This is a genomic window from Candidatus Allofontibacter sp. (assembly GCF_040404065.1).
Classification (GTDB): Bacteria; Pseudomonadota; Alphaproteobacteria; order Pelagibacterales; family Pelagibacteraceae; genus Fontibacterium.
In genome coordinates this window covers 346,572-360,158 of the sequence record NZ_JBBAJM010000001.1, presented here as the reverse complement: position 1 = coordinate 360,158, position 13,587 = coordinate 346,572, and the positions used below count along the sequence as shown (strand labels likewise).

Here is a 13,587-nt window from a genome sequence, read left to right as displayed (position 1 = left end):
TTTATTAACTTAAGCAATTAAAATAAGGCTCCTTACTATAATGGACACTAATACAAAAATTATAATTTTAAGCATTATTCAAGGCATTGCAGATTTATTTCCAATTTCATCTAACGCCCATTTAATTATTGCTGAGCATTTCATGCATTTTCAAAAAAAATTAATTATCAATACTGTAATGCACCTTGGAGCTTTATCAGCAATTATAATTTATTTACGCAAAGATATCTTTGAAATTTCTAAAAATATTACTATGTCGAGTAAAATTGTTGTGGGCGCAATACCAGCAATCATTGCTGGGTACTTTGTGCATAAATTTAAAATAATAGATTATGAAAGCAAATCAGTTTTAATAATAATCGCAACTGCTTCAATTATATTTGCAATTGTTTTATTTATTGCAGATAAAAAAACTGAGACAAAAAGACTATACAAAGATCTAACCTTCAAAGAAGCTTTTATTATCGGTTTATGGCAAATAATGGGTTTAATTCCTGGATCGAGCAGATCTGGGTCCACTTTGTCTGGAGCTAGATTTTTAGGCTATAATAGAGTTGATGCTGCAAAATTCTCTTTTTTTATTTCAATACCCACTGTAGCTGGCGCTGCTTTTATAGGATTTCTTGATTTATTAAAACACAACGATTCTGAATTTAATATTATTGCAATCTTTTCTTTTGCGACTTCTTTTATCACTTCTTATTTAGCTATAAGATTTTTCTTTTACTTTATTGAAAAAACCAATCTAAATCTATTTGTATACTATAGAATAATTCTAGGAATATTTTTATTTTATTATTATTTCTTTTAAATTCTAACTTTATTAAAAATATAATTAGGCAAAATCATTTCAATGCTATGCGGTTGAATATTAAGTTGGCTAAAAGATAAGAAATTTCCTGTGCTAATGTTATCTGACTTTAATATCTCAATTTGGTCAATAGTAAGCAATGGTTTTGGAAATAACTGCATAATACGTGCTTGCATAGTTGCGATGAATTCTGGAAGTTCTACAATTAATCTTTTTTTATCTAACTGTTTCAACAACACTTCTATCAACTCTTTAAAAGAATAAACATTAGGACCGCCTAATTCATAAATACCATTACTAATTTTATAATTATCAATTATATTCATAATTGAATCGGTAACATCTCCCACATAACATGGTTGAAACTTACTTTGCCCTCCCACCAGTGGAATGACCGGTAATAAATTAATTAATTTATTGAATAAATTAAAAAAATTATCATCTACGCCAAAAATAATACTAGGTCTTAATATTACAGAATTCTCAAAGTTTTTAGTTACGACTCTTTCTCCATTCAATTTAGATTTAATATAAAAAGAATTAGATTCTTCATTTACCCCAAGTGCAGATACATGAATAAATCGTTTTGTAATTTCTTTATTTAAAATACTTGATAAAAATTTTGGAAATAAATGATGAAGATTATTAAATGTTTGATTTTTATTTTCGTATAAAATTCCAATGCAATTTACTACATACTCTGAATCTTTAACGAGATTAGTCAAATTGTCTAAATTTGAAAAATTAAATTTTGTAACTTGGATTTGCCCTGGTTCTCCAAGAGGCTTTAAATACCCATGCAGGTATGGATTTCGCGTTGGAACTATTATTTTAAAACCCTTTTTTGCAAGTTTCGATATTAGATTTCGACCCACAAATCCTGTGCCACCGAAGACTGTTATTGTCTTTTTTTCTGCCATTGTTTAATCATAATATAACGATAATACCTTTTATTTAACAATATTATGAAAGTCAAAATTCACAAAAACGACCTACCAAGCAATTTAAACCTAGGTAAAATTGTTGCTGTTGATACTGAGACCATGGGCCTTGATTACAAAAGAGATCCTCTTTGTCTGGTGCAAATATCTTCCGGCAATGAGGAAGTTCATTTAATTCAAATTAACAGAAAAAACTTCCAAGCAGATAATTTAAAAAAAATTTTAGAAGACGATAAAATTAAAAAAATCTTTCAATTTGCAAGATTTGATCTTGCAGTTTTAAACTACTATCTAAAAGCAGATACTAACAATGTATATTGTTCAAAAATTGCATCTAAAATTGGAAGAACCTATACAGACAAGCATGGTCTTAAAGATTTGTGTAAAGAACTTTTGAACATTGATCTGTCAAAACAAATGCAAAGTTCAGATTGGGGCGCTGAAACTTTGACTGAACAACAAATAAATTATGCGGCTTCTGATGTTTTATATTTACATAAAATAAAAGAGGAACTTGATAAAATTCTAATTAGGGAAAACAGAATGGAATTAGCAGAGCACTGTTTTAAATTTTTAAAACATCGAGTAACACTAGATCTTGCTGGATGGAATAACCAAGATATTTTTGCACATTAAATGATTCAAAATCAAAAAATAAAATTCGCAAAAGAAGTTATTTTTCAAGAAATTAACGCACTAAAAAAATTATCCAGATCTTATAATAGTAATTTTATTAAAGCGATTGACCTTATTCAAAAATGCAAAGGCAAAGTAATTTGTGTTGGCATGGGAAAATCCGGACATATTATAAGAAAAATTTCTGCAACATTAAGTTCTGTTGGAATTCCATCAATTTATTTGCACCCCTCTGAAGCTGCACATGGAGATCTTGGCGCATGCAATCCAAAACAAGATTGTTTTTTAATTATGTCCTACTCAGGTAATACAGATGAATTAAAAAATATTTTAAATTATGCACATAAACTTAAAATGCCAATTATTGGTGTTGCCTCAAAAGAAAATTCAACTTTAATTAATGCAAGCACAATTAAGATTGTGCTACCAAAAGTAAAAGAGGCAGGTCTTGATATGGTGCCAACAAGTTCTACTTCAATGCTACTTGCTTGGGGTGATAGTGTTGCAATCACTTTGATGAAATTAAATAAATTTAGCAAAGAAAAATTTGCTGTATATCATCCGTCTGGTGCTTTGGGAAAGCAACTCACGAATGTTAAAGATATTATGATTAAAAATTCTGAAGTTCCTTTTGTTAAAGAGAATGCTTCAGTAAAAGAGGCTGTTATTCAAATTACAAAAAAAACTTATGGCTGCGTGCTTGTTATAAATAAATCTAAAAAAGTTACGGGAATTATAACAGATGGAGATATTAGGCGTTCTATTCATAAAAAACATTTTTTGGAAAAAACTGCAAAAGAGGTAATGACAAAAAATCCACAAATGATTTCTGAAGATACGCTTGCAGGATCCGCTTTAGACATAATGAATAAGAAAAAGATTACTTCTCTTATTGTTAAAGGAAAAAATAATAACTACGGACTAATTCACATACATTCTCTTATTAGTTTTGGAGTTTAATGAACCTCAGCGCTATTAGAAAAAGACAGCTTACAATTGTAGCTATTGGGGTTGGAATAATATTTTTAGTATATTTTGTTTATCCGGCAATTGAAGCTTTTAGACTAAGACTAGTATCCAAAAATATTAAGCCCACTGAAGGAGCTGAGAGTAATGTTTTTGAAAATATTAGCTACATTGGAACTGACTCTGGTGGCAAACAATATAACGTAAGAGCAAAACTGGCGACTATCGATAAAAATAATCAGGACTTAATTAGTTTGAAAGAAGTTGATAGTGATTTTTTGTTAAAAGATGGAGGTATTTTAAAAATTACTAGTAAGACAGGTTTATTTAATAAAGCGACTAACGATATTTTATACGAACAAAATGTAAAAATTACACAAAAGGATGGAGTGGTGACTGCCAACAAAGCAGAGTATATTGTTAAAGCAAATAATATACTTGTAACTGGTAATGTTGTTGGTGATTATAATGAAATTGATCCAAAAACAAAGAAACGACGTACTAGTCAAGTTCGCGCTGATAAGATAATAATTGATACATTCAAGAAAACTGCCGAAGTCATAATGGATGAAAAAGGGAAACAAGTGACAGGTACTCTAAGCAATGAAAAATAAAGAACCTTTTGTATTACCTAGAGAGAATATCGTTCCTGAAGAAATTTTAGAAGAGAATAATACAAAATCTCCTACCAATAAGAAAAATAAAAATGTATTTAAACTTATATCCGATGATTTTTATTTTAATAAAAAACCATCTACATTAGAAATTACAAATCTAACAAAAATAATTAAGCAAAGAGTTATTCTTAAAAATGTAAGTGTACGAGTAGACCCTCAAGAAATTGTTGCTCTGCTTGGACCAAATGGTGCTGGAAAAACAACAATGTTTTCTATTGTGCTTGGAATTTTAAATCCAACTCAAGGAAAAGTTATATTTAATAATAAAGTAATTAACGAATTGCCTATTCATATACGTGCAAAAGAAGGAATTAGTTATCTCCCACAATCAAGATCTATTTTTAGAGGATTAACTGTTGAAGAAAATATTAGGGCTGTTGCTGAAGTTGCAATCAAAGATAAAGATAAAGAAGATGAATTGGTAGAACATTTGTTAAATGAATTTAAAATTGCACATCTTAGAACTGCTTCTGCCTTAAGTTTATCTGGAGGTGAAGCAAGAAGAGTTGAGATAGCAAGGTGCTTAACAACTTCACCTAAAGTATTGTTACTTGATGAACCTTTTGCAGCATTAGATCCAATTGCGATAATAGAGCTTAAGGAAATGCTTAAACATTTAAAAAAAAAGGGAATTAGCATTTTTATTACTGACCACAACGTTAAAGAAACACTTGATATAGTAGATAGAGCCTACATCCTTAACAGCGGCGAACTTATAGCTGAAGGATCTCCAAATGAAATTATCGAAAATAAAAAAGCAAGACAGCTTTATTTAGGTTCGCAGTTTAGAATTTAAATATATTTAAAAAAAACTAAACTTTTTCCAAAGCTTGCGTTATATCAGCCAAAATATCATCGGGGTGTTCAATCCCCACGGATAATCTTACATATCCTGGCGTCACTCCCGCTTTTAACTGCTCTTCTGGAGAAAGCTGTGAATGCGTTGTGGATGCCGGATGAATAGCAAGACTTCTTGCATCGCCAATATTTGCAACATGGTATAAAAGTTTTAAAGAGTTAATAAATTTTTTACCCGCTTCAACTCCGCCTTTTAATTCAACACCGCATAACGCTCCAAAACCACCATTTAAGTATTTTTTTGCACGCTTTCCAACTTCGCCTTCGTAAAGACTTGGATAAATAACTTTTTGAACTTTGCTGTGTTTGGTTAAAAAAGAAACTACTTTTTCAGCGTTTGAACAATGTTGTTTCATTCTTAATGCTAGCGTTTCTAATCCTTGAATAATTTGCCAAGCATTAAATGGAGATAATGGCGCACCTAAATCTCTTAATAAAACAACCCGTGCTCTTATAATAAATGGAATGTTCGCTCCTGTTAACTGAGGAACAACTTCTCCCCAAACAGCTCCGCCGTAAGAAGGATCAGGTTCGTTATAGAATGGTTGTCTTTTTTTATTCTCTGTCCAATTAAAATTGCCACCGTCTATTATGACTCCGCCAATAGAATTTCCATGACCACCAATAAATTTAGTTAAAGAATGCATAACAATTGCCGCACCATGTTCTAAAGGCTTACAAATAATTGGTGCTGCGGTGTTATCCATTATTAAGGGTATTCCAAATTTTTTTCCGATGTCAGCAACTTCTTTGATTGGGAAAATTCTCAGATAAGGATTTGGACAAGTCTCTCCATAATAACCTCTAGTCTTATCATCTGTTAATTTTTCGAAATTTTTTGGATCAATAGGATCTGCAAAACGAACTTCGATACCTTGATCTTTTAAAGTATTTTTAAATAAATTTACCGTTCCTCCATACAAGTCAGTAGATGCAACTATGTTGTCTCCTGCTTTACATAAGTTTTGTACACAAAATGCTGACGCTGCTTGTCCTGAACCAACCGCAAGTGCCGCAACTCCGCCCTCTAGTGCAGCCATTCTTTTTTCAAGAACATCCACTGTTGGGTTCATGATCCTTGTGTAAATGTTTCCAAATTCTTTTAGCGCAAATAAATTTGCTGCATGATCTGTATTATTAAATTGATAACTTGTAGTTTGATAAATTGGCACTGCGACAGAAGTTGTTGCTGGATCGCTTCTATAATCCCCTCCATGTAAGCCTATTGTTTCTGGATGTTTGCTAGATGTTGTCATTTTTATGATTTTCGTTTTATGTTTAGATTTATGATAATCTATATAATAATTTGACGACTGCAATCCTCAAAAAAGCTGATTAATTAGAATATTTTTACAAGTCTATTATTCGAAGACACAAATAAGACTTAAAACTATTTAAGATGACATCAAACAAACAAAGGGTAACTTATGAAAACGATTACTAAAATAATCCTAACAACTATATTTTTAGGAACGTTCACGCTTGCTCAAGCTGATGAAAAAAATTCAAAAAGCGATGGTAAGTATTGGGAAACTAAAGGACCCATCACTAAAGCTGAATTTTTAAAAAAACAAGAAGAGTTATTTAATAAAATGGATGCTAACAAAGATGGTACGTTAACTGCCGAAGAGCGAAAAGCTTATTGGGAAGCCAATAAAGGAAAAAGAGAAGAAAAATCTAAAAGATAATTTTATCTAAAATTATTTAGAGCTATTTTTTCTTAATATAAAGTAAGATTAAAAGTACGATAATAACGACTAATAAAGCTATAATAATTGGCATTATAATTTACTGTTGGTTTGTCGTACTTTTAATAGATTTCGTGAAATTAATATAGCAAAAACAGTTGTCTCTTTATTCAGTCTTAAATTAAGCTTATAGTTAATATTATGACAAATTTTGACGACAGAGAAAAAAGATTTGAAAGAAAATTTATAAACGAACAAGAAGTTCAATTTAAGATTAACTCGAAACGAAATAAACTTTTAGCTAATTGGGCTTCTCAAATCCTAGGGTTTAATGAAGAGCTACAAAAAAATTATATAAATGAAGTCATTAAAGCTGACTTTGAAGAAGCTGGTGATGATGACGTTTTTAGAAAAATAAAAAAAGATTTAGAAGGAAAAAATATTCAGGATAAAGAAATTAGACTAAAGATGTCTGAGTTTTTGGATATTGCTAGAAAAGAAATACAATAACCAAAAACTTAAGTTTTAAATGGAACGAAATCTCCAAGCGGCATTTAATGATAAAACTTTTTTAGAAAGTCCAGAAGGAAGATCCATAAGAATTCTATCAGAATACGAGAGAGTTAAATCTATTCTCGGTCAGCACAAAATAATGGACACTATTACTTTTTTTGGCAGTGCAAGATCAATGTCGAAAGATAACAAAAGTAATAATGTAACTGATGTAGATCGTGAGAATTCAGAATACTATGAACAAGCAAGAGCTTTATCTTTTAAATTTACAAAGTGGGCAGAAGAATTTTCAAAAGAGCATAATCGTTTTGTAGTTTCAACGGGAGGCGGTCCTGGGATAATGGAAGCTGCAAATCGCGGTGCTATAGAAGCTAAGGGCAAAAGTATAGGTTTTGGCATTAAGTTACCTGTAGAGCAAAAAAATAACGAATATATAACTCCAGATTTAAGTTTTCAGTTTCATTATTTCTTTATGAGAAAATTTTTTTTAACCTTTCTTGCAAAAGCAACCATTATGTTTCCAGGTGGATATGGCACCTTAGATGAATTAAGTGAGGTATTAACATTAAAACAAACTGGTCGAATTCAAACGCCGATGCCTATTGTTTTGATTGGTAAAAAATATTGGAACAGCGCAGTTAATTTTAATTATTTTTATGAGAAAAAAATGATTGATAAAGAAGATTTAAATCTTTTTCTAATTACTGATTACATTGATCAAGCTTTTATTTTTATATCCTGCATCTTAAAAGAAAAGTGCCTAGATAATCCTGCTATTCACAATATTTAAAGTTTAAAAAAATATAATTAATATCCTTTTAACGAATCTATAAATTTTGGAATTTTTCCAAATCGTCGATAATTTTTAATATTGTTAGCAACGATTAAAGTTGCAGTCTCATAATCTGTATTAGCAGAAATATGGGGAAGAAGAGTAACTCTAGGGTGCTTCCACAAAACATGTTCTTTAGGTAGTGGTTCCTTTTCAAAAACATCAAGCACAGCATGTTTAATGTTTCCTGAATTTAAATGTTTCACCAGATCGATAGTTTTTATTATCGGGCCTCTTGCAAAATTAATAATTGAAGCTCCTTTTTTTAAATAAGATAATTTTTTATAGTTTAGTAAATATTTGGTTTTTTTAGTTAAGGGAATTAAACAGACTAAAATATCTGTCATTTTTAACATTTTTTTTAAACCTTGTTCACCTGCAAAACATTTAATTTTTTTTATATTTTTTTTTGTCCTACTCCAGCCGCAAACATTAAATCCATTATTTAATATTTTTAAAACTGATGATTTTCCTAATTGTCCTAATCCTAAAAAGCCAACAGTTTTATGTGAGGGCTTAATGTAAATATTTTCTTTCCAAATACTTTTATTTTGTTGAGCTTTATAAAAAGGCATATCGCGATGTAAGTATAAAACCCAAGACAGTACAGCTTCTGACATTGTTCTACTCATCTCCGGATCTATTAATCGAACAATCTTAATTTGATCATCATCAAATCTGGTGACTAATCTTTCAACGCCAGCCCAAATACTCTGAATCCACACTAATTTGTCAAGTTTATTTACGTCTTCTGGTTTTGGATTTGCAACAATTGCAAGTTTAATATTTTTATACTCAGATTTTTTAACTTCTGAAAAATTTACAATTTTTTCCTTTGGCATCTTTTTAGATAAAGCTTTAATCCAATGCTTAATCTGCTGCTTGGGAAGAGTTGATATAAAAGGAACAATTGGTTTCATTAAAAATATTTATGTAATATAATTGACATCAAAATAACATAAAATTAATTTAAAAAATTAAAATTAATGAACGCTTTTAAAAATAAAAGAAATTTTTTTAGAACGATTAAAGATAAAACTTTATCTCTATTCTTGATTGTGCTTGCAAGTTGTACCTCATCTTCAGTTCAAAACAGGAGTCAAACTTCCGTGGATTCAAGACGTGAGGAAGAATATATCAGACCTTTTCATCACTTGCCTGATGGCACTTTTAGAAACCCTGAGGGAAGTATTGAACGTGAAGATTATGACTTTCCATGGATTAAATTCACTAAAGAAAGAATGGCTATAAAAGTAAATATTCCTAAAGACCATGTAATAAAAAAAGAAGAAGCTATTGCTCAGCTGAATGCTCTTACAAACGAAGATACGATTACATGGATTGGACATGCAACTTTTTTAATTAGAATTGGTGACAAAACTATAATTACAGATCCTTTCTTTTCTCCTAACGCAGGTCCAGTAGAACTGGGTCCTAGAAGATACGTTGATCCAGGAATCCCTCTGTCAAAGCTACCAAAAATAGATTTGGTTCTAACAACTCACAATCATTATGATCACTTAGATTCCGATACGACAAAGAATTTTCCATTTAAAAAAGCAAAAGTTGTTGTTCCTTTAAAACTTGGAAGTTTTTATAAAGAGTTTGGATTTAAGGACGTGACAGAATTAGATTGGAACAAAAATGTTTATTTTGACGGAGTTAAAATTACATTACTACCTGCAATTCATTGGTCAAAACGTCAATTATTTGATCGCAACAAAACATTGTGGGGAAGTTTTTTAATAGAATATCGTGGAAGAAAATTATTGTTCTGTTGTGACACTGCAATGGGTGAAGTTTATAAAAAAATTGGCAGAGAATATGGTGCTGTAGATATCGCCTTTATAAATATTGGTGCTTACCAACCTAAGGATATTATGAAGTACTCACATGCTTCGCCTGAGGAAGCCCTTGAAATTGGCAGAAATTTAAGAGCTAGAAAAATTATCGGTACACACTGGGGAACTATTGTGATGTCTTTAGAAGATCCTTTTGAACCTCCTATAAAATTTAAAGAAAATGCTAGAAATTTTGGTTATGATGAAAAGGATGCTGTTGTCTTTAAAATTGGGGAAACTAAGTTGATAAAAGAAATTTAAGTTAAATATTTTACAAAAATTCATCAACAAATCTATTTCATGAGTTTATCTTTAGAAAAAAAACAAAAAAATTTTTTCGATTTCAACTATCAAGATCTAAAACAATTCTTATCTAAAGATCTCAATATAGAAGAGAAAAAAATATCGATGCGAGCAAAACAATTATGGCAATCAATATATAAAAAAGGATTAATAGAGATTAATAATTTATCAAATTTTCCAATCGAACTTCGTTCCCAATTAAACAGTTTAATATCATTACAAAAACCAAAAATTATCAAAACACAAAAATCAAACGATGGAACGATTAAGTGGCTTATTCAATTGCATGACACCAATGAAGTCGAATGTGTTTTTATTCCTGAAAAAACAAGAGGTACTTTATGTATTTCTTCACAGGTAGGCTGCACTCTTAACTGTAGATTTTGTCATACCGGAACACAGAGATTAGTTAAAAATTTAAATTTTTCTGAAATAATTAACCAAGTGATGGTTGCTAAAGAGCAGCTTAATGATTGGCAAGAACAGAAAAAAATTACCAACATTGTATTAATGGGAATGGGGGAACCTTTTTATAATTACGATAATGTAAAAATTGCAGTTGAAATTTTAAATGACAAAGATGGTCTTAATTATGGAAAGAAAAAAATTACTGTTTCAACGGCTGGGATTGCTGACAAAATTAGTTTAGCTGCAAAAGAAATCGGAACGTATCTTGCTTTATCACTACATGCGCCCACTGATGAGATACGTGAATTAATTATGCCTATTAATAAAAAATTTAAAATTAAAGATCTAATAAAGCAGTGTAAAGATTATGCTAAAATTACTAAAGAAAAAATTACCTTAGAGTATGTGATGCTAAGAGGAATTAATGATTCTGAAACTTGCGCTAAACAACTTACAAAAATTATGGCTCAATTCCCATGTAAGGTTAATTTAATTGAATTTAATCCTTGGCCTGGAGTTAATTATTTACCAACAGAAAGAAACGATATGGAAAAATTTTCTAAAATTATTCAAGATGCTGGTTATGTTTCAACTATTCGAAGATCTAGAGGACAAGATATTCTTGGAGCATGCGGTCAACTTAGAACCGAGAGTGAGAGAAAAAAAACTACCTATCAATAACTCGATTTAGAACAATCCTTGCAATTTTCCCCATAAAAAAAGCCGGGATAAGAGCAATGAAAAAGGCTGGCACCCAAGATTTAATCCAAATTGAAAAAAAATTATCTACAAATCCCAGATTCATTAGTGAAATAACAAAAGACATCATAAAACTCATGCCAAAAGCCATAATCACAGTAAAGATGTAGGGTTCAAATTTCTTATTTATTTTCACGATAATATCTAGTTAGAATTAGTTTAATAGAGAATCTGTTATAATTGTCAATTTCATTATGAAGAGAAACCCTGTTGCCAAAGCATTACGCACTCCAAAATTTAAAAAAAGAGTTATTAAAAATAAAAAAAAATATAATAGAAAAAAGATTAATAAATTATTATAAAATTTTATTCTTTAATATTTCTAGATACTGCAGCTCGTTTTTCCCAATTAGCAATATATTTTTTAGCAATTATTGGATCATCTAAAATAATTAAAACATTTTCTGCGTTTCTATCTTGTGCTGATTTTGTAAAATTAAAACTGCCTGTAATAATATTCTTCCCATCAATAACCATCACTTTATTGTGAGCAATAGCAACTTTGCTATCTATTAATATCTCAATATCTTTAGCGGTTAAATATCTAGCTCCATCCCCCTGTTTTGTTTCATTCACTTTATCAAGAATCATTTTAATTTCGAGGCCACGAGATTTGGCATTAGCAATAGCTTCTATTATTGGTTTGCTAGTAAGGCCGTATGCCTGAACATAAACAGATGTCTTTGCTTGATTAATTTGTTTTACAATTAAATCAGTACAATTTTCATCTGGAGTAAAACAAGTAACCAGTTCGGAAGCTAAAAGAGGTTTTGATAATAAAATAAAAAAAACAAAAATTATTTTTTTCATTTAAAATATTGCAGATTTTTTTCGAGTAACGCTTTGAATCTTTTCAACAACTTCAATATTTAATTGATCTAACTCTTTGTTTTTAAGATTTCTCAAATTCTGAACAGCTTGCAAAAATCTTGCTGACTCAGATTCTGAAATAATACCTTTAGTTAGAGTTTTAAATTTTTCTATGTAATTCTTTCTTTCAAAAGGACGTTTACCCCAAGGATTTGCATCTGCAATTCCCAATTCATCTTCAATTTTACTACCGTCATTCATCTTAATGATTACTCTTCCTCCAAAACATTTCTTTTTAGGATCTTTATCGTGATATTTTTTAGTCCACTCTTTGTCTTCAAATGTTGTTATTTTTTTCCAAAGCGTAACTGTGCTTTCTTTCTTTGCTCTTTGCGGAGTATAAGAATCTTCGTGATGCCATTTTCCATCTTCTAGAGCGACTGCAAAAATATACATAATAGAATGATCTAATGTTTCTCTGCTTGCATTTGGATCCATCTTTTGCGGATCATTAGCGCCTGTGCCAATAACGTAATGCGTATGATGAGATGTGTGAATTTCAATACTCTTTATTTTAGAAAAATCTTTAATCTTTGTTCTCATATCACGCGCTAAATCTATTAAAGCTTGAGCTTGGTATTCTGCTGAATGTTCTTTTGTATAAGTTTCTAAAATTACTTTTTTGGATTCGCCTCTATCTGAAAGCGGAACGATATATTCAGCGTCGGGTCCTGATAAAATTCTAGCAATAACACTATCTTCTCCTTCGTAAATTGGGTTGGGAGCTCTTTCACCTCTCATGCAGCGATCAACCGCTTCTATAGCAAGTTTTCCAGCATGTGCAGGAGCAAATGCTTTCCAGCTAGAAATATCTCCTTTTCTAGATTGTCGAGTTGATATGGTTGTGTGTAAGGCTTGTTGAACAGCTTGATAAATAGTTTCAGTATCTAATTTTAATAAAGATCCTAATCCTGCTGCAACACTTGGTCCTAAATGAGCGATATGATCAATTTTATGTTCGTGTAGACAAATTCCTTTTACTAAATTGACCTGTATTTCATAACCCGTTAAAATTCCTCGAATTAAATCCATCCCATTTAATTCTTTTTGTTGAGCGACTGCTAAAATAGCTGGAATATTATCTCCTGGATGACTGTAATCTGCTGCTAAAAAAGTATCGTGAAAATCTAACTCTCTAACTGCAGTGCCATTAGCCCATGCTGCCCATTCACAATCAAATTTTTTTTTAGAATCAATTCCAAAAACTGTAGCACCATTTGCTCTTGGATGTGCTAATGCCATTTCTCTTGCAGTTACAACGGCTTGTCTTGAAAAGGAAGCTATTGCGACAGAGGCGTTATCAATAATTCTATTAATAACCATGTCGACAGCTTTTTCATCGAGTGGCGCATTATCATTTGCAACTTTTGCTATTCTGTAAGCAAGTTGTTCTTCTTTTGGTAAATTTATTTTTGATGGGTAAACTTTAACTTTAAATTCTTTCAAGATAATTTCTTATAATGTTTAAAGTATTAAATAACAAT

At 30.6% G+C, this 13,587-nt stretch carries 16 protein-coding genes; 10 read left to right on the top strand and 6 right to left on the bottom strand.

Annotated features, from left to right (window positions below):
* Positions 1-40: 40 nt before the first annotated feature.
* Positions 41-811 carry an undecaprenyl-diphosphate phosphatase gene (locus AC8IG9_RS01950; protein ID WP_507425144.1) on the top strand — a complete coding sequence of 257 codons (771 nt, stop codon included), beginning with the start codon at positions 41-43 and terminating at the stop codon, positions 809-811.
* Here the strand turns inward: AC8IG9_RS01950 and AC8IG9_RS01945 are convergent.
* Complete coding sequence (locus AC8IG9_RS01945) at positions 808-1,731, bottom strand: complex I NDUFA9 subunit family protein (RefSeq protein ID WP_507425143.1); 924 nt, start codon at positions 1,729-1,731, stop codon at positions 808-810. The two genes, AC8IG9_RS01950 and AC8IG9_RS01945, sit on opposite strands and share 4 nt — an antisense overlap.
* A 45-nt stretch (positions 1,732-1,776) precedes the next feature.
* Here AC8IG9_RS01945 and AC8IG9_RS01940 point away from each other — a divergent pair, with 45 nt between their 5' ends.
* Genes AC8IG9_RS01940 through lptB form a run of 4 tightly spaced genes read left to right on the top strand, consistent with a single transcriptional unit; the run spans position 1,777 to position 4,827 of the window.
* Complete coding sequence (locus AC8IG9_RS01940; RefSeq protein WP_507425142.1) at positions 1,777-2,388, top strand: ribonuclease D; 612 nt, start codon at positions 1,777-1,779, stop codon at positions 2,386-2,388.
* Entirely contained in the window at positions 2,389-3,348 is a 960-nt protein-coding gene (locus tag AC8IG9_RS01935) for a KpsF/GutQ family sugar-phosphate isomerase (protein WP_507425141.1), read from the top strand. It begins immediately after the preceding gene.
* Positions 3,348-3,968, top strand: coding sequence for an LPS export ABC transporter periplasmic protein LptC (lptC, locus tag AC8IG9_RS01930; protein WP_507425140.1), 621 nt, complete (start codon positions 3,348-3,350; stop codon positions 3,966-3,968). The genes AC8IG9_RS01935 and lptC overlap by 1 nt, the downstream gene beginning before the upstream one ends.
* Positions 3,958-4,827, top strand: coding sequence for an LPS export ABC transporter ATP-binding protein (gene lptB, locus AC8IG9_RS01925; protein WP_507425139.1), 870 nt, complete (start codon positions 3,958-3,960; stop codon positions 4,825-4,827). Before lptC ends, lptB begins: the two co-directional genes overlap by 11 nt.
* 16 nt (positions 4,828-4,843) lie before the next feature.
* Here lptB and AC8IG9_RS01920 read toward each other — a convergent pair whose 3' ends face one another.
* The gene (locus tag AC8IG9_RS01920) at positions 4,844-6,145 is read right to left on the bottom strand and encodes an O-acetylhomoserine aminocarboxypropyltransferase/cysteine synthase family protein (protein ID WP_507425138.1); all 1,302 of its coding nucleotides are present in this window, start codon (positions 6,143-6,145) and stop codon (positions 4,844-4,846) included.
* Between the two features lie 171 nt (positions 6,146-6,316).
* On the opposite strand from AC8IG9_RS01920, the gene AC8IG9_RS01915 reads away from it, so the two are divergent.
* From AC8IG9_RS01915 to AC8IG9_RS01905, 3 genes are all read left to right on the top strand, one after another.
* On the top strand, positions 6,317-6,577 hold the full coding sequence (locus AC8IG9_RS01915; protein ID WP_507425137.1) for a hypothetical protein: 261 nt from the start codon (positions 6,317-6,319) through the stop codon (positions 6,575-6,577).
* A 201-nt stretch (positions 6,578-6,778) separates the two neighbouring features.
* Positions 6,779-7,087, top strand: coding sequence for a DUF1476 domain-containing protein (locus AC8IG9_RS01910; protein WP_507425136.1), 309 nt, complete (start codon positions 6,779-6,781; stop codon positions 7,085-7,087).
* A gap of 19 nt (positions 7,088-7,106) precedes the next feature.
* Positions 7,107-7,880 carry an LOG family protein gene (locus AC8IG9_RS01905; RefSeq protein WP_507425135.1) on the top strand — a complete coding sequence of 258 codons (774 nt, stop codon included), beginning with the start codon at positions 7,107-7,109 and terminating at the stop codon, positions 7,878-7,880.
* A gap of 17 nt (positions 7,881-7,897) precedes the next feature.
* Here the strand turns inward: AC8IG9_RS01905 and AC8IG9_RS01900 are convergent, their stop codons facing one another.
* Positions 7,898-8,842, bottom strand: a complete 945-nt coding sequence (locus AC8IG9_RS01900; RefSeq protein WP_507425134.1) for a 2-hydroxyacid dehydrogenase — start codon at positions 8,840-8,842, stop codon at positions 7,898-7,900.
* Between the two features lie 66 nt (positions 8,843-8,908).
* Between AC8IG9_RS01900 and AC8IG9_RS01895 the strand changes: the two genes are divergently transcribed.
* Positions 8,909-10,024: an MBL fold metallo-hydrolase gene (locus AC8IG9_RS01895; protein WP_507425133.1), complete on the top strand. Its 1,116-nt coding sequence runs from the start codon at positions 8,909-8,911 to the stop codon at positions 10,022-10,024.
* Between the two features lie 39 nt (positions 10,025-10,063).
* Positions 10,064-11,155, top strand: a complete 1,092-nt coding sequence (gene rlmN / locus AC8IG9_RS01890) for a dual-specificity RNA methyltransferase RlmN (protein WP_507425132.1) — start codon at positions 10,064-10,066, stop codon at positions 11,153-11,155.
* Here the strand turns inward: rlmN and AC8IG9_RS01885 are convergent.
* From AC8IG9_RS01885 to AC8IG9_RS01875, 3 genes are all read right to left on the bottom strand, one after another.
* The gene (locus tag AC8IG9_RS01885) at positions 11,142-11,369 is read right to left on the bottom strand and encodes a DUF2798 domain-containing protein (RefSeq protein WP_507425131.1); all 228 of its coding nucleotides are present in this window, start codon (positions 11,367-11,369) and stop codon (positions 11,142-11,144) included. The two genes, rlmN and AC8IG9_RS01885, sit on opposite strands and share 14 nt — an antisense overlap.
* 170 nt (positions 11,370-11,539) lie before the next feature.
* Positions 11,540-12,043, bottom strand: coding sequence for a phospholipase D family nuclease (locus tag AC8IG9_RS01880; RefSeq protein WP_507425130.1), 504 nt, complete (start codon positions 12,041-12,043; stop codon positions 11,540-11,542).
* Positions 12,044-13,549, bottom strand: a complete 1,506-nt coding sequence (locus AC8IG9_RS01875; RefSeq protein WP_507425129.1) for an MmgE/PrpD family protein — start codon at positions 13,547-13,549, stop codon at positions 12,044-12,046.
* Positions 13,550-13,587 lie beyond the last annotated feature (38 nt).

What these genes read in the sequence shown, in the direction of transcription:
- AC8IG9_RS01945 (WP_507425143.1), bottom strand. Translation starts at nt 1,731, where the DNA reads ATGGCAGAAAAAAAGACAATAACAGTCTTCGGTGGCACAGGATTTGTG.
- AC8IG9_RS01920 (WP_507425138.1), bottom strand. Translation starts at nt 6,145, where the DNA reads ATGACAACATCTAGCAAACATCCAGAAACAATAGGCTTACATGGAGGG.
- AC8IG9_RS01905 (WP_507425135.1), top strand. Translation starts at nt 7,107, where the DNA reads ATGGAACGAAATCTCCAAGCGGCATTTAATGATAAAACTTTTTTAGAA.
- lptB (WP_507425139.1), top strand. Translation starts at nt 3,958, where the DNA reads ATGAAAAATAAAGAACCTTTTGTATTACCTAGAGAGAATATCGTTCCT.
- AC8IG9_RS01940 (WP_507425142.1), top strand. Translation starts at nt 1,777, where the DNA reads ATGAAAGTCAAAATTCACAAAAACGACCTACCAAGCAATTTAAACCTA.
- AC8IG9_RS01880 (WP_507425130.1), bottom strand. Translation starts at nt 12,043, where the DNA reads ATGAAAAAAATAATTTTTGTTTTTTTTATTTTATTATCAAAACCTCTT.
- AC8IG9_RS01900 (WP_507425134.1), bottom strand. Translation starts at nt 8,842, where the DNA reads ATGAAACCAATTGTTCCTTTTATATCAACTCTTCCCAAGCAGCAGATT.
- AC8IG9_RS01935 (WP_507425141.1), top strand. Translation starts at nt 2,389, where the DNA reads ATGATTCAAAATCAAAAAATAAAATTCGCAAAAGAAGTTATTTTTCAA.
- AC8IG9_RS01950 (WP_507425144.1), top strand. Translation starts at nt 41, where the DNA reads ATGGACACTAATACAAAAATTATAATTTTAAGCATTATTCAAGGCATT.
- rlmN (WP_507425132.1), top strand. Translation starts at nt 10,064, where the DNA reads ATGAGTTTATCTTTAGAAAAAAAACAAAAAAATTTTTTCGATTTCAAC.
- AC8IG9_RS01895 (WP_507425133.1), top strand. Translation starts at nt 8,909, where the DNA reads ATGAACGCTTTTAAAAATAAAAGAAATTTTTTTAGAACGATTAAAGAT.
- AC8IG9_RS01915 (WP_507425137.1), top strand. Translation starts at nt 6,317, where the DNA reads ATGAAAACGATTACTAAAATAATCCTAACAACTATATTTTTAGGAACG.
- AC8IG9_RS01910 (WP_507425136.1), top strand. Translation starts at nt 6,779, where the DNA reads ATGACAAATTTTGACGACAGAGAAAAAAGATTTGAAAGAAAATTTATA.
- lptC (WP_507425140.1), top strand. Translation starts at nt 3,348, where the DNA reads ATGAACCTCAGCGCTATTAGAAAAAGACAGCTTACAATTGTAGCTATT.